The organism is Croceicoccus sp. Ery15 (assembly GCF_020985305.1).
Classification (GTDB): Bacteria; Pseudomonadota; Alphaproteobacteria; order Sphingomonadales; family Sphingomonadaceae; genus Croceicoccus.
In genome coordinates this window covers 948,492-969,847 of sequence record NZ_CP087588.1, presented here as the reverse complement: position 1 = coordinate 969,847, position 21,356 = coordinate 948,492, and the positions used below count along the sequence as shown (strand labels likewise).

General features: G+C 58.6%; 19 protein-coding genes and 1 tRNA gene. 17 read left to right on the top strand and 3 right to left on the bottom strand.

The window, feature by feature from the left end; all coding sequences use genetic code 11:
* Window positions 1–84: 84 nt before the first annotated feature.
* Window positions 85–160: transfer RNA gene (locus LOZ77_RS04810), tRNA-Lys, on the top strand.
* Between the two features lie 247 nt (window positions 161–407).
* On the opposite strand, the gene LOZ77_RS04805 is transcribed toward LOZ77_RS04810, so the two are convergent.
* Complete coding sequence (locus LOZ77_RS04805) at window positions 408–1,058, bottom strand: hypothetical protein (protein WP_230281052.1); 651 nt, start codon at window positions 1,056–1,058, stop codon at window positions 408–410.
* Window positions 1,059–1,339: 281 nt separating this feature from the next.
* Here LOZ77_RS04805 and LOZ77_RS04800 point away from each other — a divergent pair, with 281 nt between their 5' ends.
* The 16 genes from LOZ77_RS04800 to LOZ77_RS04725 all read left to right on the top strand — a co-directional run bounded on the left by LOZ77_RS04800 (window position 1,340) and on the right by LOZ77_RS04725 (window position 20,364).
* A complete protein-coding gene (locus LOZ77_RS04800; protein WP_230281051.1) occupies window positions 1,340–2,524 on the top strand; it encodes a hypothetical protein in 1,185 nt (394 codons plus the stop codon).
* A 77-nt stretch (window positions 2,525–2,601) separates the two neighbouring features.
* Entirely contained in the window at window positions 2,602–2,820 is a 219-nt protein-coding gene (locus LOZ77_RS04795) for an AlpA family transcriptional regulator (protein ID WP_230281050.1), read from the top strand.
* A 130-nt stretch (window positions 2,821–2,950) separates the two neighbouring features.
* Complete coding sequence (locus LOZ77_RS04790) at window positions 2,951–3,448, top strand: hypothetical protein (protein WP_230281049.1); 498 nt, start codon at window positions 2,951–2,953, stop codon at window positions 3,446–3,448.
* A gap of 214 nt (window positions 3,449–3,662) precedes the next feature.
* The gene (locus LOZ77_RS04785) at window positions 3,663–4,043 is read left to right on the top strand and encodes a hypothetical protein (RefSeq protein ID WP_230281048.1); all 381 of its coding nucleotides are present in this window, start codon (window positions 3,663–3,665) and stop codon (window positions 4,041–4,043) included.
* On the top strand, window positions 4,040–5,860 hold the full coding sequence (locus LOZ77_RS04780) for a type IV secretion system DNA-binding domain-containing protein (RefSeq protein ID WP_230281047.1): 1,821 nt from the start codon (window positions 4,040–4,042) through the stop codon (window positions 5,858–5,860). Before LOZ77_RS04785 ends, LOZ77_RS04780 begins: the two co-directional genes overlap by 4 nt.
* Window positions 5,860–8,610 carry a MobF family relaxase gene (gene mobF, locus LOZ77_RS04775; RefSeq protein ID WP_230281046.1) on the top strand — a complete coding sequence of 917 codons (2,751 nt, stop codon included), beginning with the start codon at window positions 5,860–5,862 and terminating at the stop codon, window positions 8,608–8,610. Before LOZ77_RS04780 ends, mobF begins: the two co-directional genes overlap by 1 nt.
* 58 nt (window positions 8,611–8,668) lie before the next feature.
* Entirely contained in the window at window positions 8,669–10,675 is a 2,007-nt protein-coding gene (locus LOZ77_RS04770) for an AAA family ATPase (RefSeq protein WP_230281045.1), read from the top strand.
* Window positions 10,676–10,694: 19 nt separating this feature from the next.
* Entirely contained in the window at window positions 10,695–11,345 is a 651-nt protein-coding gene (locus LOZ77_RS04765; RefSeq protein ID WP_230281044.1) for a DNA methyltransferase, read from the top strand.
* A complete protein-coding gene (locus LOZ77_RS04760) occupies window positions 11,342–12,922 on the top strand; it encodes an Eco57I restriction-modification methylase domain-containing protein (protein ID WP_230281043.1) in 1,581 nt (526 codons plus the stop codon). Before LOZ77_RS04765 ends, LOZ77_RS04760 begins: the two co-directional genes overlap by 4 nt.
* Entirely contained in the window at window positions 12,915–15,473 is a 2,559-nt protein-coding gene (locus tag LOZ77_RS04755; protein ID WP_230281042.1) for a GIY-YIG nuclease family protein, read from the top strand. Before LOZ77_RS04760 ends, LOZ77_RS04755 begins: the two co-directional genes overlap by 8 nt.
* Before the next feature lie 55 nt (window positions 15,474–15,528).
* Window positions 15,529–17,280 carry a DUF262 domain-containing protein gene (locus LOZ77_RS04750; RefSeq protein ID WP_230281041.1) on the top strand — a complete coding sequence of 584 codons (1,752 nt, stop codon included), beginning with the start codon at window positions 15,529–15,531 and terminating at the stop codon, window positions 17,278–17,280.
* An 84-nt stretch (window positions 17,281–17,364) separates the two neighbouring features.
* The gene (locus LOZ77_RS04745; RefSeq protein ID WP_230281040.1) at window positions 17,365–18,012 is read left to right on the top strand and encodes a hypothetical protein; all 648 of its coding nucleotides are present in this window, start codon (window positions 17,365–17,367) and stop codon (window positions 18,010–18,012) included.
* 2 nt (window positions 18,013–18,014) lie between these two features.
* Window positions 18,015–19,067, top strand: a complete 1,053-nt coding sequence (locus LOZ77_RS04740) for an ImmA/IrrE family metallo-endopeptidase (RefSeq protein WP_230281039.1) — start codon at window positions 18,015–18,017, stop codon at window positions 19,065–19,067.
* A 520-nt stretch (window positions 19,068–19,587) separates the two neighbouring features.
* Window positions 19,588–19,776, top strand: coding sequence for a hypothetical protein (locus LOZ77_RS04735; RefSeq protein ID WP_230281038.1), 189 nt, complete (start codon window positions 19,588–19,590; stop codon window positions 19,774–19,776).
* The gene (locus LOZ77_RS04730; RefSeq protein WP_230281037.1) at window positions 19,773–20,156 is read left to right on the top strand and encodes a DUF3768 domain-containing protein; all 384 of its coding nucleotides are present in this window, start codon (window positions 19,773–19,775) and stop codon (window positions 20,154–20,156) included. The genes LOZ77_RS04735 and LOZ77_RS04730 overlap by 4 nt, the downstream gene beginning before the upstream one ends.
* 13 nt (window positions 20,157–20,169) lie before the next feature.
* On the top strand, window positions 20,170–20,364 hold the full coding sequence (locus tag LOZ77_RS04725; protein ID WP_230281036.1) for a hypothetical protein: 195 nt from the start codon (window positions 20,170–20,172) through the stop codon (window positions 20,362–20,364).
* A 62-nt stretch (window positions 20,365–20,426) separates the two neighbouring features.
* Here LOZ77_RS04725 and LOZ77_RS04720 read toward each other — a convergent pair whose 3' ends face one another.
* Complete coding sequence (locus LOZ77_RS04720; RefSeq protein WP_230281035.1) at window positions 20,427–20,771, bottom strand: helix-turn-helix domain-containing protein; 345 nt, start codon at window positions 20,769–20,771, stop codon at window positions 20,427–20,429.
* Window positions 20,768–21,118, bottom strand: a complete 351-nt coding sequence (locus tag LOZ77_RS04715) for a type II toxin-antitoxin system RelE/ParE family toxin (RefSeq protein ID WP_230281034.1) — start codon at window positions 21,116–21,118, stop codon at window positions 20,768–20,770. The genes LOZ77_RS04720 and LOZ77_RS04715 overlap by 4 nt, the downstream gene beginning before the upstream one ends.
* Window positions 21,119–21,356: the final 238 nt, after the last annotated feature.

Here is a 21,356-nt window from a genome sequence, read left to right as displayed (position 1 = left end):
CGGCGCGCAGTCTTTATAGGGAGGCCTCCCGCGGCGAATCGCTCCTTTCGGAATACGCCGCAATCGTCGAAAACCAGACGATGTGGACGCATAGCTCAGTTGGTAGAGCAGCTGACTCTTAATCAGCGGGTCCTAGGTTCGAGCCCTAGTGCGTCCACCAAAAACTCTCAGAAAATCAATGAGTTACGAGACGACCGATGACGGGGTGGAACCTAGAAAGTCATTCTAGGTTCCGTATAGGTTCCACCCTGCCCATTTGAACGTCGGCAAACGGCGATGAACGAGAATGGTCTGCGCGGTATGATTGGCCATCCTGACTGCTCAGGACTGCACCCTTGGTCTGGCCCTAAGCGACATTATTGGGTTCGTTGCGGTGCGTTCAAAGTAGGCCCTTCGTTGGGGCTCGATCATTTCAGCTTGGCAGTCCGCAGCACGGGCACCAAGGTGTCCTCGATTAGCTTGACCTGTGCGGCGATGGTCTGGTCCACCTCGTTCTCTTCGGCGTTCGGGTATCCCTCCCAAATCGTGCTCTCGATCTTCCGCCGGAAGTCGGCGTCTGCGCCGGTCTTGTCGTTGTGGTTTGCATCCACGTAGACCTTCACCGTCCAGAACTGGTGGTTCAGCTTCTCCAGCGCCATCTCCAGCTCCTCGCCGAAGAATGCTCGCGCCATGGGCTGGCACTCCTCCAGCGCCCGCTGGTCGTCGCGGGTCGCGTTCAGGCGGTTGTAGTAGGCCTGTGTGGTCGCCAGGCTCTTGCGCTCGCTTTCGGGGAAGGTCTTCTCCCACTCGCCGTTGGCCTTGAGATGTTCCTCGGCGGCGTCGGTCTCGTGCCCCCACATGGCGGGGCTACGGACGCGCGACAGCCCGCGTCGCACCTTGTAGGTCGCTGTCAGAATGCGCTCGGCCTGTTCGATGTGCCGCTCAGCAAGCTTTTGCCGCTTCCAGTTATCGAAGGTGCGCGAGCCTATGACCGCCGCGCCGATTACGGCCAGCGCGCCTACCACAGTGCCTATCCCAGAGAGCATGGCCCCGGTCGCCACCCAGTCGATTGTCGTCACGCAAGTCATCGTCCGTACCCCTGTGCGGTTCCATACCGCCGTTTACCGGCTCCCGACGATGCCCCTGCCCGTCGCCCATCACTGCGTACATCATAAAGACCGTAACCGGACCTATGAATCATTTTGGCCGGAAGCATTGAACCGGACGGTCGTGGCCAAACCGTCACCGCCGTGCGCTTTACTGAACGCCGCGCGGTGGTAATCTCCGGTCCATGAAACCACGTCAGACAACCAGATTTTTTCGCAAGAACTGGCCTGCCGGGCGGCGCGGCAGTTGATTGATGGTCGTGCCGGACAACTCCTGGACCATCCTCGACGATCTGGCATTTCAGCTTTGCCCGGATGACATCTCTCAGGGGCGCGCACAAATCCGCAATGCGCTTGCCGATTGCGAGCGCTGGATCGACCGGCGCATCAGATTGCTCGATTGGATACGTTGGTCGGCCATAGCCACTTTCGCCACATCACTCGCCGCCAAAGCTGCAAGCGCATTAGGCTCTTGGCCATCAGAGTGGACATCGGACATTCTGATCGGAGGCTCCGTGCTGGTCTGGGGACTGTGCGAAGCGATCCCCGTGCTGGTGCAGAATTCCATTTTCGATTGGTCCTCACGCACGCCGCTCAATGACAGCAGGCTTGCCCCGCTCAAGGCCTATCTCGAACACGCGGCCAAGGCTCCTCAACTGCTGCACGATCAAGACGGCAATGCGGTCGCGCCGGAGTTTTTGCTCAGCCCATGGGCTGTTCTGCTTTTCTCTGAAAAGGCGATCATGCGGCAATTGCCAACGTCAGGATCAAAAGGTCTCAGGCGGGTCCGCTACGCCAAATGGCTCATGGCTGACAGACCCCCGGCTGCGCCCGTGCCACAGGCGGCCAGCGGTAGCTCTGCGCCCGTGACGGTGATGGTTGATCGCAGTGTTACGAATATTGATCAGCGGACCCAAACCCTGACAATCGCGCAGCACAACACCATCCACCAAACCAGCAATCATTTCGAGTTCGTCACCCGGATCGCCGCACAAGCGGACGCGGTTGCTGGCGTTCCAATCGACCATGCGCGAGAGGACGCCGACTCCGCATTGGCCGAGGAGCGCTGGCCCTGCCAGTTCGACGATACCGACTTCCACATCCGGCTGAAAATCTTCGAGGCAACGGCGCTGTGCAATGCCAGGCCATCGGTCAAACCGTTTCAGATCAAGAAGTATGTCATCGCGATCCTGTCTGCCCGGCGCTTCTGGCTGGCCGACCCGCATGAGGACATCGCCGATGTGGCAGAGAAGGTTGGCAAGCTGATCGCATCGAACACCGATGGCTGGGCGGGGTTGCAGCAGTCAAATTCCACCGGCTGGATCAAATCCGTGATCGGCGGCACCGGCAACTATGCCTTCGTGCGCGCAGCGTTCACTGAAATCTCCTACGACCCAGCCGAGCACGACGACGCACAATATCGTCTGTTATTGCAATAATCTGCGATACGCGCCTGCCCTGAACGGCGTCCGGCGGTCAGATTGACCTTTCGCAATTCAGCGAAAGGAGATTTGACATGCAACCTGCCGAGCCAGACGGACTGGTCTCGATGAAGACCCTGATGGCGCTCATTTCGGTGAACAGCCGGGCGACCGTCTACAAGTACATCGAAGAGGTTCCCGACTTTCCGCAGCCCTGCAAGTTCGGGGTGCGCCGTGGCCGCGTCCGCTTCAAGGCATCGGACGTGAACCGCTATATCGAGTCGCTGCCAACACGGCCCAAGCGGCGGAAATAGACCGCCGCTCCAAGCGCCAATCCCCCTCCCCCTTGCCGGTCAGGAACTGTCTGTCGTGCCAGCTCCGACAGACCGCCTCTCGGCTTGTGCGCGTCGCAGTTCCTCCCCCCAGTTCCAGGATGTTTTCACCATGCAGATTTCACAAGCAGATGCCCTCGCCATTGTCTCGTCAGAGTCGTTCCAGCAGCAAATTATCGGGCCGATGATCGACGAATTCGTTCGTCGCCTCAGTCGCCCCGGAGCGGACGGGAAAGCCTACCGGGCATTCATTCAGGACTGGCTCTACTTCGAGCGACCGATGCTCGACCGGTTCATCGGTGAGCGTTTCAACGTGCAGTTCGAAGGCCCCGCCCTCTCCATTGACGGAGCCGAATTTCCGCTCGGCGGCTTCATCCTTCGGGAGCTCGAATGGGTCAGGATCGATCCCGTCGAGGCTTTCGAATTGCGAAGTGAATTGCGCAAGGCAGTCGATGAAGCCGTCATCGATTGGATCGGCGGAAGGCCGATGAAATTCCTGCCCGCCACCGTCGAAAAGCCATTCCCGGATCGGGCAGCAGCGGATGCCGAAACCGCGCAGATCATCCGCGACTTTCTGGGTTCCACCGGAAAGACAGAAGGAGTCGGCTGATGCCACGGCGGGCGAAAATTCCGGATCGCGAAAGAGGCTGCGATGCTGCGCATCGAGCCAGCAAATCAGATACACACCCTACGCACGGGTGCATGCCTGATTTCCGCCATTTCCTTGGGGGGCGATGCGCGCGCTCGTTGCGCCCTCGCCTCTCAATCCCCGCAATTCAGCCGAAAACGCAGCGCGCGCATGGCGCGCTGCGGGAGGTGTTCCCATGAACCGCATCAAACTCTCGATCCGCATACCGGCGGAGCAGGAAACCCTGATCCGGCACATCGCCAAGGCACGCGGACTCTCGCGCTATCAGGCGCTGCTGCGGGTCATCGAAACTGGCCTGTCATCGATCACTGGCGGCGCTCAAATCCGCTCGCAAATAGCCAGCGAAGAAGCACTGGCCGCGATTGAATCTCGCCTTTCCATGATCGAATCCCTGACCGACCGCAGCCTGTTCACGGCCAGCGCCGCCTACGCCTATTCGCGGCGCGCTGCACTGCGAAACGACAGCGATGCCGACCGCGTCGATGCCGTCACCAGCGATGCTGCACAGGCCGCCTACCGGCGGCAAAGAGCGCTCGCAGCGGAGGCACTGTCATGAGCCACGATCACGACAATCTGCTGCGCGGACAAGGCCTGTTCCGGCAAGCCATATCGGGCTTCGCCACACGCTGGAAAGCATACGCTTGGACGGTTGGCGGCGCTGCCATCCTTGGCGGCTTTGGCCTGCCCATGCAGACGGTCGAACCATGGCAATTGACCTGCGCCTATCAGCATGCCCAGGGTAGCCTTGTGAGCATCGTTTCAGGCGGCAAAACCGACCCCGAAGTCACGGTCAATTTCGATGGCAGAACGGGTCGCATACCTGCGAGTGTCCTCGCCAACGATCCAATGTGGATTGCGTGTTGGCAGGACATCCAAAGCAGGGCAATCCTTGGCGGTTTGGCGGGTGGTTTGTTCGGGCTTATCGCGTGCCTTGGACTTGCGGTTTGGATGCGCGACAAGGGTCGCAAGGCGGCTCAGGATCGCATCGTTTCGGGAACCGAAATCGTGTCCGAACGGGAACTGCGAAGCCTGACCAAACGCGTGACCGACGAGTACTCATTGCGCATCGCCACGGTCGGTATTCCGGCTTGGCTCGAAACCCGTCACTTCGCCTTTCTGGGAACGACCGGTGCTGGCAAGACGACCGTCCTCCGGCAGATGCTCGACGCGGTCGAGGCAAGGGGCGAACCCGCCCTCGTTTACGATACCAGCGGCGAATTCGTTGCCCATTATTACCGGCCCGAACGCGGCGACATCATTCTTAATCCGTTCGATGCCCGGTCGGCCTATTGGTCCCCGTTCCTGGAGATTGCGCACCCCGCCGATGCAGACCGCATCGCCCGCCAGCTTGTTTCCGAAACCGGCGAACGCGATGACGATGTCTGGCTGGAAACTAGTCGTATCCTTGTCGCCAATGTGCTGCGCGTCCTGAGCGCCGAGGGGAAGACCACCTTGCCCGACCTGCTCAATGCCTTGCAGGCCAAGACCAAGGAAGAAATGAAGGCGTGGCTTGCCGGAACATCGTCAGCCCGCACATTCGAAGATGACGCCGACCGGGCGACCGGTTCGGTCCTGTTCATGCTCGCCAAGGCATCCAATCTCTTGCAGTTCCTCTGGCGCGAACCCGGCGATGCAAAGAGCTTTTCGTTCCGTGATTACTTCGCCGGGATTGACCGGCATGAGGGACCGAAGCCATGGATCTTCGTGCCGCGCAAGGAGGACTATTTCGAGGCGATGAAGCCCTTGCTGGCCTGCTGGCTGGAGTGCGCGGCCAGTGCCACTCTGGGGCTGGAGCCATCGTCCGACCGCCGCCTGTGGTTCTTCCTTGACGAATTGGCCGACCTGCCGCGCGTGGACAACCTCACCCGCCTCTTGCCCGAAGGGCGCAAGTTCGGTGCAAGCGTCACGCTGACTTTTCAGGCCATCGGCCAGATGCATCGACGCTATGGCCGTGACAGCGCCGAGGCGATCCTGGGGTGCTGCAATTCCAAGCTCTATCTCCAGCTCATAGACCGCGAAACACGCGAGTGGGCATCGCGCAACATCGGCGATGTCGAGGTGGAGGTGCGCAGCGCATCCGACAGCTTCGACTATGGGCCGAACAGTGGCCGTTCGTCAGTAGGCAGCACCCGGCATGTTCGCGCAGCCGTGATCGAAAGCAACATGCGGCTCGAACCGCATCAGGGCTTCCTGCAACTGCCCGATGCTCTTCCGGTAGCAAAGATCAGGCTCACGCGTGACCATATCGACGCGCGCGGCGCACCGGAGCATCGAGGGTTCGTTCCGGTCGATGTCAGTCGTTCGCTGTGGGGCAAATTGCCGGTCAAGGGTGCGAAGGCCGAAGCGACGATCAAGACCGCTGGACCGGTCTGATGGTCGCCACGATCAGTGCAATCGGCTCATCGGCACAGGCATCGAGCTACTACGAGGCCGATGACTATTATGCCGATGGCGGACTTTCGCCGAGCGAATGGCAGGGCGAAGGTGCGAAAGAACTTGGTCTTGCCGGCGAGGTCGAGCGTGACGCTTTCCGCGACATGCTTGACGGGCGCTTGCCCGATGACCAGCAGCTTGGCACCACCCGCGACGGCAAGCTCGAACATCGCCCCGGCTGGGATGTGACCATGAGCGCCCCCAAGTCCGTATCGATTATGGCAGAGGTGGCTGGCGACCGTCGATTGGTAGGAGCGCACGACCGGGCTGTGAAAGCGGCGTTGGCTTTCGCCGAACGTCACGCCTCCGCCACCCGTATCAGGGAGGATGGCAAGGTCGAGAGACATCAGACCGGCAACCTTGTCGTCGCCAGCTTCCTGCACGACACCAGCCGGGCGCAAGACCCGCAGCTTCACACACACAATGTCATCATGAATATGACGCGTGACGCGGATGGAAACTGGCGCAGCCTTGAGCCGCGCGCCTTCTACCAATTGCAGAAGGCTATCGGTGCGATCTACCGACAGGAACTGGCGGTTGGGGTGCGGGAGCTTGGCTACGAAATTGAAACCAGCAAGGATTCGCTGTTCGAGATCAAGGGTGTTTCGCCAGATGTCATCCGCGCTTTCAGCGAGCGTGCGGCGCAGGTCGAGGCGCGTTTGGCGGAACGCGGCCAGACCCGTGAAACGGCATCGGCAGAGCAAAAGCAGATTGCCGCGCTCGACACACGAGAGGCGAAGCAGGCCGCCAACCGGGCAGAACTTGTCGGAGAATGGCGCGCAACCGCTGATCACGCCGGGTTCGGGCAGGCGGAACGCCAGCAGTTGGTGAAAAATTCCGAAGCCAATGCCGCCAATACGGATCACGGCTTGGCCATCCAAGCTGAAGGCAATTTGGCCGCGCAACGCGCCGTCACCCTTGCCGCCGAGAATCTCGGCGAACGTCAGTCCGTGTTCTCCGCCGCCGATCTTGAGAAGGAGGCGGGGCGGTATGGCATGGGCAAGGTGACCGCCACCCAGATCGGCCAGGCGATTGTGCGCGCCAGCGCAGATGGCGCGTTGGTGCCCCGATCCTATCTCGACAAGCGCGGCGCGGAATTTGCCGGGTTCACAACCGCGACGAACATCGAAAACGAGCGCCGCATGCTGCGCGCTGAAGTCGACGGACGCGGTGTCGTCAGGCCGATCCATTCGTTGCGGCAAGCGGGCAGCGCTGTAGCGAAGGCAGAACTGCGATCCGACCATCGCTGGAATAGCGGCCAACGCGACGCGACGCGGGCGCTGCTGACCAGCACTAACCGCGTGATCGCTGTGCAAGGCTATGCCGGGACGGCGAAGACGACCACCGTGCTTGCCACCTTTGCCGCCGAGGCAAAGGCCAAGGGCCTCTCCGTCACACCACTCGCGCCAACTGCATCGGCGGCGCGAACGCTGAGCGATGCCTTGGGCATGCGCGGCGCAACCGTTGCCAAGCACTTGCTAGGAAGCCCGGACAAAACCCGTGGCGGCGTATGGATCGTGGACGAGGCTTCGATGCTGTCCGCCCGCGACATGACTTCGCTTCTTGAGCTTGGCGAAAAGGCCAATGCCCGGATCGTGCTGGTCGGCGATGTGAAGCAGCTCGGATCGGTCGATGCCGGTGCCGCATTCAAGCAGCTGCAGGATGCAGGGATGCAAACTGCCAAACTTGATGAGATTGTCCGCCAAACCAATGTCGCAACGAAAGACGCGGTGCAGGCCTCCATCGAAGGCGATGCCCGCAAGGCCTTGGCCGCGCTTGATCGCGGCGGCGGCACCATCTTCGAGCACAATGAGCGCACAGACCGGTTTGCCGCCATCGCCAGAGCCTACGCGTCCCTCAACGAAAAGGCGCGAGCGAGAACACTGGTCATCGAGCCCTCGCGCGAAGGGCGCGATGCCCTCACCGCAGAAATCCGGACTGAGTTGGCAAAGGTCGGAGCGCTGACAGGCCCCGCGATCACGATGCAAAGTCTGGTCAACAAGGGCCTGTCCCGTGCCGAGGCGCGCGACCCCGCGAGCTATGAACGCGGCGACTTGGTGCGCTTCACGCGCGACTATGCCGACAAAGGCGTAGCACGCGCTCAAACCTATCGCGTCGAGCAAATCGACCCGGCCAAAGCCGCAATCACCCTCAAGGCAGAGGATGGCCGCGATATAGACTGGCGCTTGCGGCAATGGGGCGCGAGCAAGGTTCAGGCGTTCTCGCCGCAGCCGCTCGAATTGAAAGCAGGTGACCGCATCCAGTTCACCCGCAACGACCGCGAGCTTGGACGGATCAACGGCGGGCGCGGCACCGTGTCAGCCATCGACCAGCAATCCCGCACCGCCACCATCCGCAATCCGCGCGGCCAGACCGAAACCCTGAATCTGGAAAATACCCGCGATCAGCACATCCGACACGCCTACGTCGAAACCGCCTTCGCCGCCCAGGGCCGCACAGCAGATCGTGTCATGATCCACGCCGACAGCAAGGCGACCAATCTGGTCGATCAGAAGTCGTTCTATGTCAGCCTTTCGCGGGCGAAGGAATCGGTGGCAATCTACACCAACGACCGGGAAAAGCTGGTTTCAGCGATCAGCGAACGGGCGGGATTGGAGCAAACAGCCAGCGAGCAGGCGGCCTTACCCTCGTTATCCGCAGGGAAGTCGACCAGTGCCGGATTGGGGTGAGCAATCTATTGAGAACATTCATCGAACGCGCTAGCGTGAGCGTCAAAGGGGGTGCCGAATGGAACTCAAGTCATTTCGCGTTAGAAACTTTCGTTCAATCAATGATAGTGGCGAAATTGATGTTTCGCGCATCACTGCACTGTTGGGGCGCAATGAGAGCGGAAAGTCTAACATCCTTCGGGCGCTACACAGTTTGAATCCGGCGGATGGATTTGAAGCACTTAGCCCGATTAAGGACTTTCCTCGCCATCGCAAACTGTCGGAATGTCGCGATTGGACGCCAGTAGTCGATTCCACTTGGCAACTCACCAAGTATGAACAGCAGCGAATTGCAGAAATTTGGCCCGCAGCCGATGGTGTGACCGAAGTTGACGTATGCCGTCGCTACGATGAAACCCGAACCGTGGGAATCGCAGGCTCGACAACGGAATTTGACCTAGCTGCCGTTAAATCCGAAGCACGCAAGATCGACGCTGCCGTTAAAGCCAAAGCGGCGAAGTTGGCCGACGACACGAAGGCCGAATTGGAAAAGGCGGCGGACACGTTTGTGAGCGCAATTGGCGTCGGACAGACTGGGGCCAAATGGGCTGAAACCGCAACGCCCGCCTTAGCCGCACTTCGACAAGCACTCGCAGCAGCGGACACCGAGTTGACCGATGCGCAAGACCAAAAGGTCGTTGCGCTTGAGGAAATGGCCGAAGCAATACCGCAAAATGAGGAAGCACATAAGGCGGCACGAAAGTGGGTTATCGAACGCCTGCCAGTGTTCATGTATCTTGAAGACTATCCCGAAATTAAGGGTCATCAAGACATTGCGCAGTTCCTGCAGCGCAAGAGTCAAGGCACTCCGACCCAAGCGGACACCAACTTTGAAAAGCTTTGCAAAGTCGCCGGATTAAGTCCCGACCAACTCCAAGAGCTACTTCAACAAAACGACCAAGAGACACGTGGGCAGCTGGCCAATCGTGCCGGTGCCGTTGTAACGACCGCTATTCGCAAGCGTTGGAAAGACCGAGAATTGAAGGTTCGCTTCAACCTTGACGCACAACACTTCGACACGCTGATTTCCGACCCGAACAGCACCTATGACGTTGAAGTGAACCTTGATGAACGAAGCCGTGGCTTCCAATGGTTCTTCGCGTTTTATATCGTCTTCGCAGCGGATACCGACGATGGCGAGGCCGAAGGTGCGATTTTGCTGTTGGACGAACCCGGCTTGTATCTCCACGCGCGTTCGCAAGGCGACTTATTGCGTCACCTTGAAGACGACTTTGCCAACCAAATCGTCTATACGACGCACTCCCCCTTCATGGTGCCGACTCATCAATTGGATTGGGTTCGCACGGTCAACATAGCCGAAGAAGCTGGCACGACCGTATCGAACGACCCGACAGGCGACGCCAGAACCCTGTTTCCGTTGCAGGCCGCATTAGGTTACGACCTAGCGCAAAGTCTGTTTGTAGGCCCGAACAACTTGGTCGTCGAAGGCGTGACGGATTTTTGGGTGTTGTCGGCGGTATCGGCGCATCTGAACGACCAAGGCAAAGTTGGTCTTGATGAACGCCTAACCATCACGCCCGCCGGGGGCGCGCAGAAAGTGCATTACATGGTGGCGTTGCTAACGTCGGAGCAATTGAAGGTGCTTGTCCTGTTCGACGATGAAAAGGACGCAAAGGCCACGCGCGACGATTTGGTCAAAGGCAAGCTGATACGGTCGGACAATGTCATTTTCGCAAGCGAAGCGTTCGAAACGCCACCCGCCGAAGCCGACATTGAAGATATATTGGACCCGGCAATTTACGAAGCCCTTGTTCGAGAGGCCTACGCGAAGGAACTTAAAGGCAAGAAGTTGGAACTGAATGCCCACATTCCTCGCATAGCCCGCCGGTTTGAAGCTGCATTCGACGCGCTTTCTATCGATTTCCACAAGACGCGTCCTTCAAAGCTATTCTTGCAGAAAATGGCGACGGACCCGGCATCAGTGCTGCCAGCGGGAAGCGAAGGTCAATTTGAACGTCTGTTTAGGGCCATCAACGCCGCACTTGAAAAGCATCTCGGTCGCTAATCCTTGTGAGCAGGAACTCGTGAGCCTCATTAAATCCAAGCAGCGTGTCGCCGATCACGGGGAGGTGTTCACACCGCCCTGGCTGGTCGAAAAGATGCTCGACCTTGTGAAGGGTGAAACGGAGCGGATTGATTCCCGTTTTCTTGAACCCGCCTGCGGCAGCGGCAATTTCCTCGTGCCGATCCTGCAACGCAAGCTGGCCGCCGTGGAATTGAAATTCGGCAAGTCGGACTTCGAGAAGCGGCATCATGCGCTGCTGGGCCTGATGTGCTGCTACGGCATCGAGTTACTGGCCGACAATATCGCGGAATGCCGCGCCAATATGCTTGAGGTATTCGCGGACTATCTGGCGCTGGATGCGAACGACGATCTCTACCGTGCCGCCTCTCACGTCCTTTCGCTCAATCTCGTTCACGGCGATGCGATGACGATGCGCGCTATTGATGACGCGCCGATCCGCGTGGTCGAATGGGGCTATCTGGGCAAAGGAAAATTCCAGCGCCGTGATTTCCGGCTTGATGTGCTGACCGGCATGGCGAGTTTCAGCGCCGAAGACTCCTTGTTTTCGACACTGGGTAAGCACGAGATATTCACGCCTTCGCAGACATATCCGCCCATGAGCGTGCGCGATCTCGCGGCGGCAAATGACGGAACGGGGGCAAGCGCATGATTGAACAGGCCAGCTTTGCGCTACGCGGGCGTAACCCCGATGTGCTGACCTGCATAGCCAACCTGTCAAACGACGAGGTGTTCACGCCGCCGGAGTTCGCCAACCGGATGCTGGATACGCTGGCAGAGGCATGGGCGGCGGACAATGGTGGCGCGAGCATCTGGGCGGACAGTTCGGTCAGGTTTCTGGACCCATTCACGAAATCCGGTGTCTTTCTGCGGGAGATCGCCAAGCGGCTGATCGCTGGCCTTGAAACGGAAATCCCGGATTTGCAGACCCGCGTTGACCATATCCTGACGCAGCAGGTCTTCGGTATCGGCATCACCCGGCTGACCAGCCTGCTCGCGCGCCGCAGCCTCTATTGCTCCAAGCACGCGACCGGGGGGCATTCCGTCGCCACGGCATTTACCAAAGACGATGGCAATATCTGGTTCGAGCGCACCGAGCATTCGTGGAAGAATGACAAATGCGAGTTTTGTGGTGCCCCCCGTGCGATCTTTGACCGAGGGCCGGAGTTAGAGAACCACGCCTATGCCTTCATCCATACCAACGACATCAAGGCTCGCCTCGGCGAGTTGTTCGGAGCCGATATGCAGTTCGATGTAATCATTGGAAATCCACCATATCAATTGAAGGGTGGCGGGGGCGGATCGAATGACTCGTCGATCTATCAACTGTTCGCCGAGCAGGCGATGGACTTGGAACCTCGATTTCTTGTCATGGTTATTCCATCCCGCTGGCTTGCTGGTGGTAGGGATATGGGTGCCTTTAGGCAGCGTATGTTCACTGATGGCCATGTTCGCGAACTAGTTGATTATACGAAGATGAGCACGGCCTTCCCCGGTGTCGATTTTGAGGGTGGTGTTGGCTATTTTCTTTGGAATCGAGAAAATTCCGGCCCCTGTCGTTACACATTGTTTCAAGGGGACGAGCAACTTCCCACCGTCGAACGTAAGTTAGACGAACACGATATTTTTGTCCGCGATACGCGAGCACTGGCAATCTTGAATAAGGTGCTATCCAAAGATGAGAGCACCCTTGAAACGATTGTGAGCGGCGACACCCCATTCGGGCTTGCGACGAATTTTGCAGACTATTCAATGTCCGAGACAGGCGGCGCACTGTCGATTTACCTGACAGTGAAAGGGCGGCGAACTCAAGGCTGGGTAGATGACGACCTCATCAGGAAGAACCGCCAACTAATAGCTGGTTGGAAAGTATTGCTTCCGGAAGCATACGGCGAACGCGGAGCAATTCCCGCAATGGTGCTTGGCCCGCCTATCGTGGCTGTTCCCAACTCTGTGTGCACGCAGACGTATTTGGTGGCTGGCCCATTTGAATCCGAGTTTGAGGCCCAAAACTTCAAGAGCTACTATTGCACCCGGCTATTCCGATTTCTGGTCTCGCTTCGGAAGATCACACAGCACGCATTGCGATCAACATATTCTTGGGTGCCGCTACAGGCTTGGGATCGAGCATGGACTGACGAAATGCTGTATGAGAAATATGGCATAGATCAGGATGAGATTGCCTATATCGAAAGCATGATCCGTCCGATGGCGGCTGCTGATGAATAGGCCTTCAATCGAGGAAATCCTTACTCCGAAACCCGATGTGCGCCCGCGCATCTATGCCTACTCCATCGCGGATGAGGCGCATGACGGGCTGCTCAAGGTTGGACAGACCACGCGCGATGTAAAGCAGCGCGTGGCCGAGCAGTTAAAGACGGCGGCGATTGCCAATTACACCATCGAACTCGACGAACCCGGCGAGGCCGATGACGGGTCAATCATCACCGATCATGCCGTGCGCGATGCGCTCAGGCGCAAGGGCTTTGCCAATCCGCAGCTTGAATGGATGCGATGTTCGCTGGCCGATGTGAAAACCGTGCTGACCGAACTGCGCAGCGGACAACAATTCACCGGCACGCATCACGAGGATTTTCCGCCGCGCAAGGAGCAGTTGGAAGCGGTCGAGCAAACTTACGCCTATTACCATTCGCGCTGGCAGCAGGATGCCAATGCCGTTCCCCGCTTCCTGTGGAACGCCAAGATGCGTTTCGGCAAGACCTTCACCAGCTATCAGCTTGCCAAGAAACTTGGGGCGAAACGGGTGCTGGTGCTGACCTTCAAGCCTGCCGTCGAAGATGCGTGGCAGACTGACCTTGAATCCCATGTCGATTTTGACGGGTGGCAGTATCTCTCCCGCAATTCCGGGCGTGATCCGAGCCAGATCGATGGTGACAAGCCGGTGGTCTATTTCGGCTCGTTCCAAGACCTGCTGGGGCGCGACAAAGCCGGGAATATCAAAGCCCGCAACGAATGGCTCCACACGATCAACTGGGATTTGGTCGTGTTGGACGAATATCATTTCGGCGCATGGCGCGAGACGGCCAAGGAGCTTTTCGAGGGCGAGGATGCTTCGATTGCCAAGGAAGCAGCCAAGACCGAGTATGCCAATGGTCTTGACGATGTGAACGAAGACCTTGGCGTCATGTCGGAAAGCGAAACCGATTTTTTGCCGATCACCACGCGGGCTTACCTCTACCTTTCCGGCACCCCTTTCAAGGCGCTGGCTACGGGCGAGTTCATTGAGGAACAGATATTCAACTGGACCTACACCGACGAGCAGCGAGCCAAGGAAGAATTTGCTGCGCAGCATCCGGGGCAGCGCAATCCCTACGGCGCGTTGCCGCAAATGCACTTGCTGACCTACCAGATGCCGCCGGAGATTACCCATATCGCCAGTGGCGGCGAGCTGGACGAATTTGACCTCAATGAGTTTTTCGCGGCGAACGGCACGGGCGTTCTTGCGCAGTTCAAGCACAAGGACGAGGTGCAGAAATGGCTCAACGTCATTCGTAACTCGCCCGATGCACCGCGATCATTCGACAGTATCAAAACCGGCGTTGTCCCGCCGTGGCCCTATTCGGACACGCGGCTTCTGCCTCACTTGCAGCACAGCTTCTGGTTTCTGCCCAATGTCGCGGCCTGCCACGCGATGGCGAATTTGCTGGAAGAGAAGCACAATACGTTCTGGCACGATTATCAGGTGATCGTGGCGGCAGGCGCATCTGCGGGCATAGGCCTCGATGCCTTGCCGCCGGTTCGGGACAAAGTTGGCAGCGGGTTCGACACCAAGACCATCACGCTTTCCTGCGGCAAGCTGACCACCGGGGTTACGGTCAAGCAATGGTCATCGATCCTGATGCTGCGCAATCTTCAATCGCCGGAGACGTATTTTCAGGCGGCGTTTCGGGTGCAGTCGCCCTGGTCGATCAAGAATCCCAACGGGGACAATCCGAACGAGGAAGAGATCATCAAGCCGGTCTGTTTCGTGTTCGATTTCGCCCCGACTAGGGCGCTGCGGCAATTGTCGGAATACGGCATCGGGCTTTCGCCGGGAGAAGCGAACCCGGAAAACGCGGTGAAGGAGCTTGTCTCGTTCCTGCCCGTGCTCGCCTATGACGGCGCGAAGATGATGCAGATCGACGCGGGCGGCATCCTTGACATTGCGATGGCGGGAACGTCCGCGACCCTGCTAGCCCGCAAATGGGAATCGGCCATGCTGGTGAACGTGGACAACGACACGTTGCGCCGCGTTCTCGAAAACCCCGAAGCGATGGCCGCTGTTGAGCGGATCGAAGGTTGGCGCGCCTTGGGCGACAACATCATCGAGACGATCATCAACAAGAGCGAGAAAATCAAGGACATCAAGGACAAGGCCAAAGCCAATGACGGGGAACTGACCCCGAAAGAGAAGAAAGAACTGACCGCCGAGGAAAAGGAATTCAAATCCAAGCGCAAGCTGGTTCAGGAAAAGCTGATAAAGTTCGCCACCCGCATCCCGGCCTTCATGTATCTCACAGATTTCCGCGAGAACAAGCTACAGGACGTGATTACCAAGTTGGAACCGGACCTGTTTCATGCAGTCACCGGCCTGACTGTAGCGGATTTCCACCTGCTGGTTCGCCTTCGCGTCTTCAACACCGAGCGGATGAACGAAGCGGTGTTCGCGTTCCGCCGCTACGAGGATGCGTCGCTTCGCTATACCGGCATCGAGAGCCACGAAGGGCTGACGCATTATGGCCTGTATGACACTGTGGTTGCGAAGGAATTTGATTCTTAGTCGGAAATGGCTGGGAGCGCAGGATGCAACGTCCGGCGAGTATTGGGGGAAATGAATGTACAAGCCCGGGGGAACGATTGCTGCAGCGCTGGAGAAGATCCAGCAGAAATCCTACGTGCTTCCGGCGATCCAACGCGAATTCGTGTGGAAGCCCGAGCAGATCGAGCGTCTGTTTGACAGCCTTATGCAAGGCTACCCTTTCGGCACCTTTCTGTTCTGGACTGTGAAGCCTGAGACAAGCGGCAGCTTCAAATTCTACGACTTCGTGCTGAACTACCATCAGCGTGATGCCGCCCATTGCCCGGAACTGCCGACATTGCATGACCAGACGGTCACCGCCGTTCTGGACGGGCAGCAGCGGCTGACCGCGCTAAACATTGGTCTGCGCGGTTCGATGGCGATGAAGCTGCCGAGCAAATGGTGGACCAACCCTGACGCATTTCCGAAAAGGACATTGCGCCTCAATCTCTTGGCTCCGTTAGAACCCGACGAAGAAGGAGCGGTTTACGATTTCCGTTTCCTCGATGACGCACAGGTCGAGCGCGATGAAGCCGCCTTGTGGTTTCCCGTGACCGAGATTCTCGGGATGAAAGGCGGCCCGCCGATGCTTGCATGGCTGGTTGCCAAAAAGCTCGAAGGCGATGCACTCAATAGCGCCTACACAATCCTTGATCGGCTGCATCAGGTTGTCCACGTGGACCAGAGGGTCTTCTACTATGAGGAAGAAAGCCAAGACGTTGAGCGGGTGCTCAACATCTTCATTCGCCTCAATTCCGGTGGCACAGTGCTTTCCTATTCCGACCTGCTGCTCAGTATCGCAGTTGCGCAGTGGAAGAAGGTGGATGCCCGATCTGAAATCCACAGCCTTGTCGATGAGATCAACAGAATTGGCACTGGCTTTTCGCTGAGCCAGGACTTTGTATTGAAGGCCGGCCTGATGCTGTCTGACATCGCAAGTGTCGGTTTCAAGGTCGAGAACTTCACGCAAGCCAACATGGAGAAGCTGGAAGGCAACTGGCCGCAAATTCGTGCTGCCTTGGTCCGGACTGTGGAATTGGCGGCGAGCTTCGGCCTCAACGGCCAGACACTTCGTGCAGACAGCGCCCTGCTGCCTATCGCCTACTACCTTTATCACCGTAGAGCCCCAGCGAACTATGCCGTCAGCAACCAGTTCGCCGCCGACCGGAATGTCATTCATTCCTGGCTGACCCGCTCGTTGCTGAAAGCATCGGGAATCTGGGGCAGCGGCCTTGATACGTTCCTCACCGCATTGCGCGAAGTGATTCAGCAGAAGGGTGAAACGTCCTTCCCCGCGCGGGAACTCGAACAAGTCATGGATGCACGTGGAAAGTCGCTCGCATTCTCGCCTGCGGAAGTCGAAGACATGCTCACGATGCAGTATGGCGACAAACGCATGTTCGCACTGCTCTCAATGCTGTTTCCGTTCGTCGATTTGCGAAACCAGTTCCACATGGACCACGTATTTCCCATTTCGCGGTTCACGGCCGCCAAGCTCCGCAAAGCAGGCATTGACGAAGACAGGATCGAGAATCTCTCCCGAATGGCAAACGAGCTGCCAAATCTACAATTGCTCGAAGGCACAGCGAATACAGAGAAGCGCGACAAGTTGCCCGGCGAATGGCTCGCGGATCACTATCCAAACGCTGGTGACCGAGCGCACTATTGCGCCATCCACGATCTTGGCGATGTGCCCGAAGCGCTCGAAGGCTTTGAACAATTTCATTCGGAGCGCCGCGAGCGCCTACGAACTCGCATCCAAGGGGTGCTTACGATTGAGCAGGAATAATAATCGAGTTGGACAACGCGGGACTAGACGGCGATAATTTTTTCTGCCACGTTTGTGGTCGAAAATCTTATCGAGGGTCGAATCATGGACGTTGCGCGTATCTTTGACGAGGAATGGTCGGTTGATGGCCGCCTCAGCGAAACCTTTGGTGTGACCCGCGACCAATTGATTCAAATCGTCAAGGAAGTGGTGGGTGCACGTGCCGACGCGGTCGAGAATGATCCTCTCACGGCAGCGGGCCAGTTCGCATATATCCACGGAACCCGCAATGTCCGCGCCCTGTTTCGCACGCGCGGCTGGCATCTGGATCGCAAAGACAACATCGAACTGGTGCGCCATCCCGAACGCCGCCTGACCATCAGCTATCAGAGCGTCGATCTTGCAGCTTCCGTTGATCACTCGCCTCTGGCCATTTCTGGTAAGGGCGCTGGCGCGGAACGTGCGATTGAAGAAGCGCAGCTTTCCCTTTTCAGAAAGGAAGAACTGGACCGCTCGGCCACGCCGAAAGCGGGGCCGATCAATACGGGAATGTGGTTCTTCTGTGTCTCGGTCAACGGCGATGACGTTCGTGCCGAGCTTTCGCTGGCCTCCGGCGTCTCCGGCGGCAATTTCAAGGGTTTTATCGAGCGAATTTTCATCGTGAAGAAGGGCGAGTGGGAACGCATTCGGCTTGGAACCCACGACGATTCCGATGCTGTGGATTTCGAGCCTGTCGTCATTCGCAAACGGTAGTTATGTTCAATATAGAACGGCTCGAACTGGCCCGCAAGCGGCGCCGGTACACTGCGAAGGTGCTCGCCGAACGTGCGGGCATCGCGCCCGTGACGTATTCTCGCATCGTCAACAGGCAACAAGTGCCGGATGAAGCGACGGTTGTCGCTCTTGTGGCGGCACTCGGCTACCCCCGTGAATTTTTCGAGCAGGATGATTTCGATCCAATCGATAAGTCAGCTGCCAGCTTTCGCAGTCTGACCGGCATGACAGCTCGCGAGCGCGATGCTGCATTGGCGGCTGGCTCTTTGGCATTCGAGGTCATGGATTGGGTTCATTCGCATTTCACGCTTCCAGAACCGGATATCCTCGACCTGGGGCACGAGCGCAGTCCAGCCTCTGCGGCGCGCATGCTGCGACAACATTGGGCTATGGGTGAAAAGCCGGTTGCCCATATGATCAAACTGCTGGAAACTAAGGGCGTTCGCGTATTTTCTCTTGCGGAGGATACCAAGAATGTCGATGCGTTTTCATGCTGGCGTGGCAACGAGCCATTCGTCTTTCTGAACACTTACAAGTCGAGCGAGCGAAGCCGTTTCGATGCCGCGCATGAATTAGGTCACCTCGTTCTGCACCGTCACGGCGCGCCCCAAGGCCGTGAAGCGGAGGCGGAAGCTAACAACTTTGCTTCTGCTTTTCTGATGCCGCAGGCAGACCTCCTGTCCACTATTCCGTATGTTTCCAGCGTTGAGCAGATCGTCAGTGCGAAGAAGCGCTGGGGTGTGGCCGCAGTCGCCCTCGCCTACCGGCTCAACAAACTCGGTCTAATGACGGAATGGCAGTATATTCAGGTCAATCGACTCTATCGGTCGTCGGAGCCAGACGGGATTGCCCCGGAAAGATCAGTGGTTTGGCAAATGGTGCTCACAGACCTTTGGAAAGATGGATTGTCCCGTTCGCATATTGCCAAGGAACTTCTACTTCCGGACAGTGAGCTTGAGAGCCTGCTATTTGGCTTGGTCGGTTCGATTTCGCCTCCATTGAGACAATCACCTGTCTTGCGTTCGGTGGAATGAATTAGACGGCGTGGAATTCATGCGATGAGAATTGTGCTACCCTTCGGGCAACCTGCTCTACCTCGCTGCGCTCGACTGAACCCGCGTGGCGGTTTCATCCCATCTGGGTGACGATCAGGAGCAGTTCGAAGCAGAGCGGGAATTTCTGGTGGACGCGCTCTGTCCCGCGCTTCGCGCTTCCTGAGGGCGCGGTATTCCTGAGCTAACCCGCAGGCACTCTTGCCTCTCTCATTGCCGGAGGCCCGCTGGCGCACTGATCGCGCGCGCAGGACCTCCGTCGGCTTCGCGCCGTTGCAAGGGTGCCGATTTTCTCTGGATCGCTGGGCGATCCCTGGCGGGAACACCAAAGGCTTTGCCCTCTCGTTCCCGAAACCGGAAATAGACACCCCCGTGTGGCGGGCTTTGCCCGCTGGCCCGCGCCAGGGCATCGATTCCGGTTTTCCCTCCCCCTCCCATCCTCGCCGGAAGGCAGGCCGCATGCCGCGTGTCGGATGCGGCTTTTCCGGAAGGAGTTAGGCAGATGGACGATCAAATCTTGAACTACCGGGCTTGCGGGGCCGAATGCCGCGAGGACTGGTTGCGGATGCTGGCAAACGAGAACGGCTTGCCGTTCGGGACAGTGCGGCGGCTTGCCGAGGAACTGGGCGAGCGGGAAGATTTCGGCGAGCTGGTTCACATCTGCGAATGCGGCGGGAGGGCAGTGCAATGAGTGCTGACACCCTCTCCCGCAGCGACCGGATTGCCCGGCTCAATGATAGGGCCCGGCAGGCGATGGGCCTGGCCTGCGTTGCCGTGGCAACCGAGGGGTTCCGGGCCTTGCCCGAGCAAGATCAGTCGCGTGTGCGCGAGCTGGTCGAAACCTTCGACGCCTTCACGCCGGACAATGATCCTTATGGCGAGCGCGATTTCGGGGCGATCTATCGGGATGGCGAAGGTCGCTGGACGACGACGCGACCCACGCGGTCTGCCGAAACCGTGTTCTGGAAGATCGATGCATACGACCGCGATTTGCAGTTCGGCAGTGAGGAGCCGGCCAATCCTGCCGTTACGCGGCGGGTGCTCACGATAATGCTGGCCAGCGAATATTGAGGGAGGCAGACCTATGTCTAGGCGAAAGCAGCCGGTTCGCATCGCCGGACCCGATCCGAACCAGATCACCATGCCCGGCGTGCAGCCTGTATCTCTAGCAGAGCGGCTGCAATGCCGGGCGGATATGCCGATGCTGCCACCCCGGGTGCAAAAGCCGATGGATATTGGGTTCTGGGATCCCATGCGCGATCAGCTGGAGATGTTCTGACAGGAGCGCCGGATTTGCGGCCCGCCCACGGGCGGGCCGCGACTTATTCGGATCGATCTACCTCAAGCAGCCAGATGCGAAGGGCCGGATCGCTTCCCGCTTGCGGCGCGCGGCGCGACTGAAATCCTGACCCGGACATCGCGGTTTAGCCGGTCAAGGATGCGCATCAGGCGGTCGACCGTGAACCGGTCGAGCTTGGCCTGGCGGATGCGCGAAAAATCGGCTGCCGCAATGCCGGTGCGCGCCTCGGCGTCGCGCACGGTCAGCCGCTCCTTGTCGAGCGTTTTAATCACTTCGGCGGCAAGCGTCGCACGAAGCTGGCGCAGGCCTGCGTCGGGCGCGTCGAAGTCGGCAAAGACATTGCCGGACCCGCGCACCAGCTCGATGTCATCGGTTTTGTCGGTCATGCCAGAATCTCCTTCAATCGTTTGATCCGCTCGCGCACGAGGTCGATTTCGTGACGCGGCGTCGAAATTCCCTTGGTCGATTTCTTCTGGAAGGCATGGACCACCCAGATATCGTCGCCCAGTTGCAGCGCATAAACGACGCGATAGGCATCGCCGCGCTCCTTGATTGCCAGTTCCCAGACACCGGCACCAAGTCCAGTCAACGGCTTGGCCACATCCGGCGTGCCAACATCGGCCACAATCGTCAGCGCATCAAGCGCCCGATCGATCGTACGGGACGGAAACGCCTCGAAATCCTTCCGCGCCGCCTTGACCCATGAGATCGTCCGAAGTGTGGGGCGAGGCATCGCGGTATGTAGTCATATTTGCCAACAAATGTCAAGTCGTGCAATGTCGTGTGTTGGCAGATCGCGTCGGCCCTGCCCTTGATCAACGGACCTATGGCCGCTGTGCACCACCCTTGTGCGCGCAAGCAAAAAACCGGCGCGATGCGCCTACGGTATCCATGAATGGAGCCTCCGTCTTTTGGCTTGCGCGCGGGCGGCGAGCGGCCCCTCCAAGTCCGTCAGGACAGATTGCCTGGCA

Coding starts and splice junctions, on each gene's coding strand:
- LOZ77_RS04800 (WP_230281051.1), top strand. CDS start 1,340: ATGGTCGTGCCGGACAACTCCTGGACCATCCTCGACGATCTGGCATTT.
- LOZ77_RS04795 (WP_230281050.1), top strand. CDS start 2,602: ATGCAACCTGCCGAGCCAGACGGACTGGTCTCGATGAAGACCCTGATG.
- LOZ77_RS04790 (WP_230281049.1), top strand. CDS start 2,951: ATGCAGATTTCACAAGCAGATGCCCTCGCCATTGTCTCGTCAGAGTCG.
- LOZ77_RS04785 (WP_230281048.1), top strand. CDS start 3,663: ATGAACCGCATCAAACTCTCGATCCGCATACCGGCGGAGCAGGAAACC.
- LOZ77_RS04780 (WP_230281047.1), top strand. CDS start 4,040: ATGAGCCACGATCACGACAATCTGCTGCGCGGACAAGGCCTGTTCCGG.
- mobF (WP_230281046.1), top strand. CDS start 5,860: ATGGTCGCCACGATCAGTGCAATCGGCTCATCGGCACAGGCATCGAGC.
- LOZ77_RS04770 (WP_230281045.1), top strand. CDS start 8,669: ATGGAACTCAAGTCATTTCGCGTTAGAAACTTTCGTTCAATCAATGAT.
- LOZ77_RS04760 (WP_230281043.1), top strand. CDS start 11,342: ATGATTGAACAGGCCAGCTTTGCGCTACGCGGGCGTAACCCCGATGTG.
- LOZ77_RS04755 (WP_230281042.1), top strand. CDS start 12,915: ATGAATAGGCCTTCAATCGAGGAAATCCTTACTCCGAAACCCGATGTG.
- LOZ77_RS04750 (WP_230281041.1), top strand. CDS start 15,529: ATGTACAAGCCCGGGGGAACGATTGCTGCAGCGCTGGAGAAGATCCAG.
- LOZ77_RS04745 (WP_230281040.1), top strand. CDS start 17,365: ATGGACGTTGCGCGTATCTTTGACGAGGAATGGTCGGTTGATGGCCGC.
- LOZ77_RS04740 (WP_230281039.1), top strand. CDS start 18,015: ATGTTCAATATAGAACGGCTCGAACTGGCCCGCAAGCGGCGCCGGTAC.
- LOZ77_RS04735 (WP_230281038.1), top strand. CDS start 19,588: ATGGACGATCAAATCTTGAACTACCGGGCTTGCGGGGCCGAATGCCGC.
- LOZ77_RS04730 (WP_230281037.1), top strand. CDS start 19,773: ATGAGTGCTGACACCCTCTCCCGCAGCGACCGGATTGCCCGGCTCAAT.
- LOZ77_RS04725 (WP_230281036.1), top strand. CDS start 20,170: ATGTCTAGGCGAAAGCAGCCGGTTCGCATCGCCGGACCCGATCCGAAC.
- LOZ77_RS04720 (WP_230281035.1), bottom strand. CDS start 20,771: ATGACCGACAAAACCGATGACATCGAGCTGGTGCGCGGGTCCGGCAAT.
- LOZ77_RS04715 (WP_230281034.1), bottom strand. CDS start 21,118: ATGCCTCGCCCCACACTTCGGACGATCTCATGGGTCAAGGCGGCGCGG.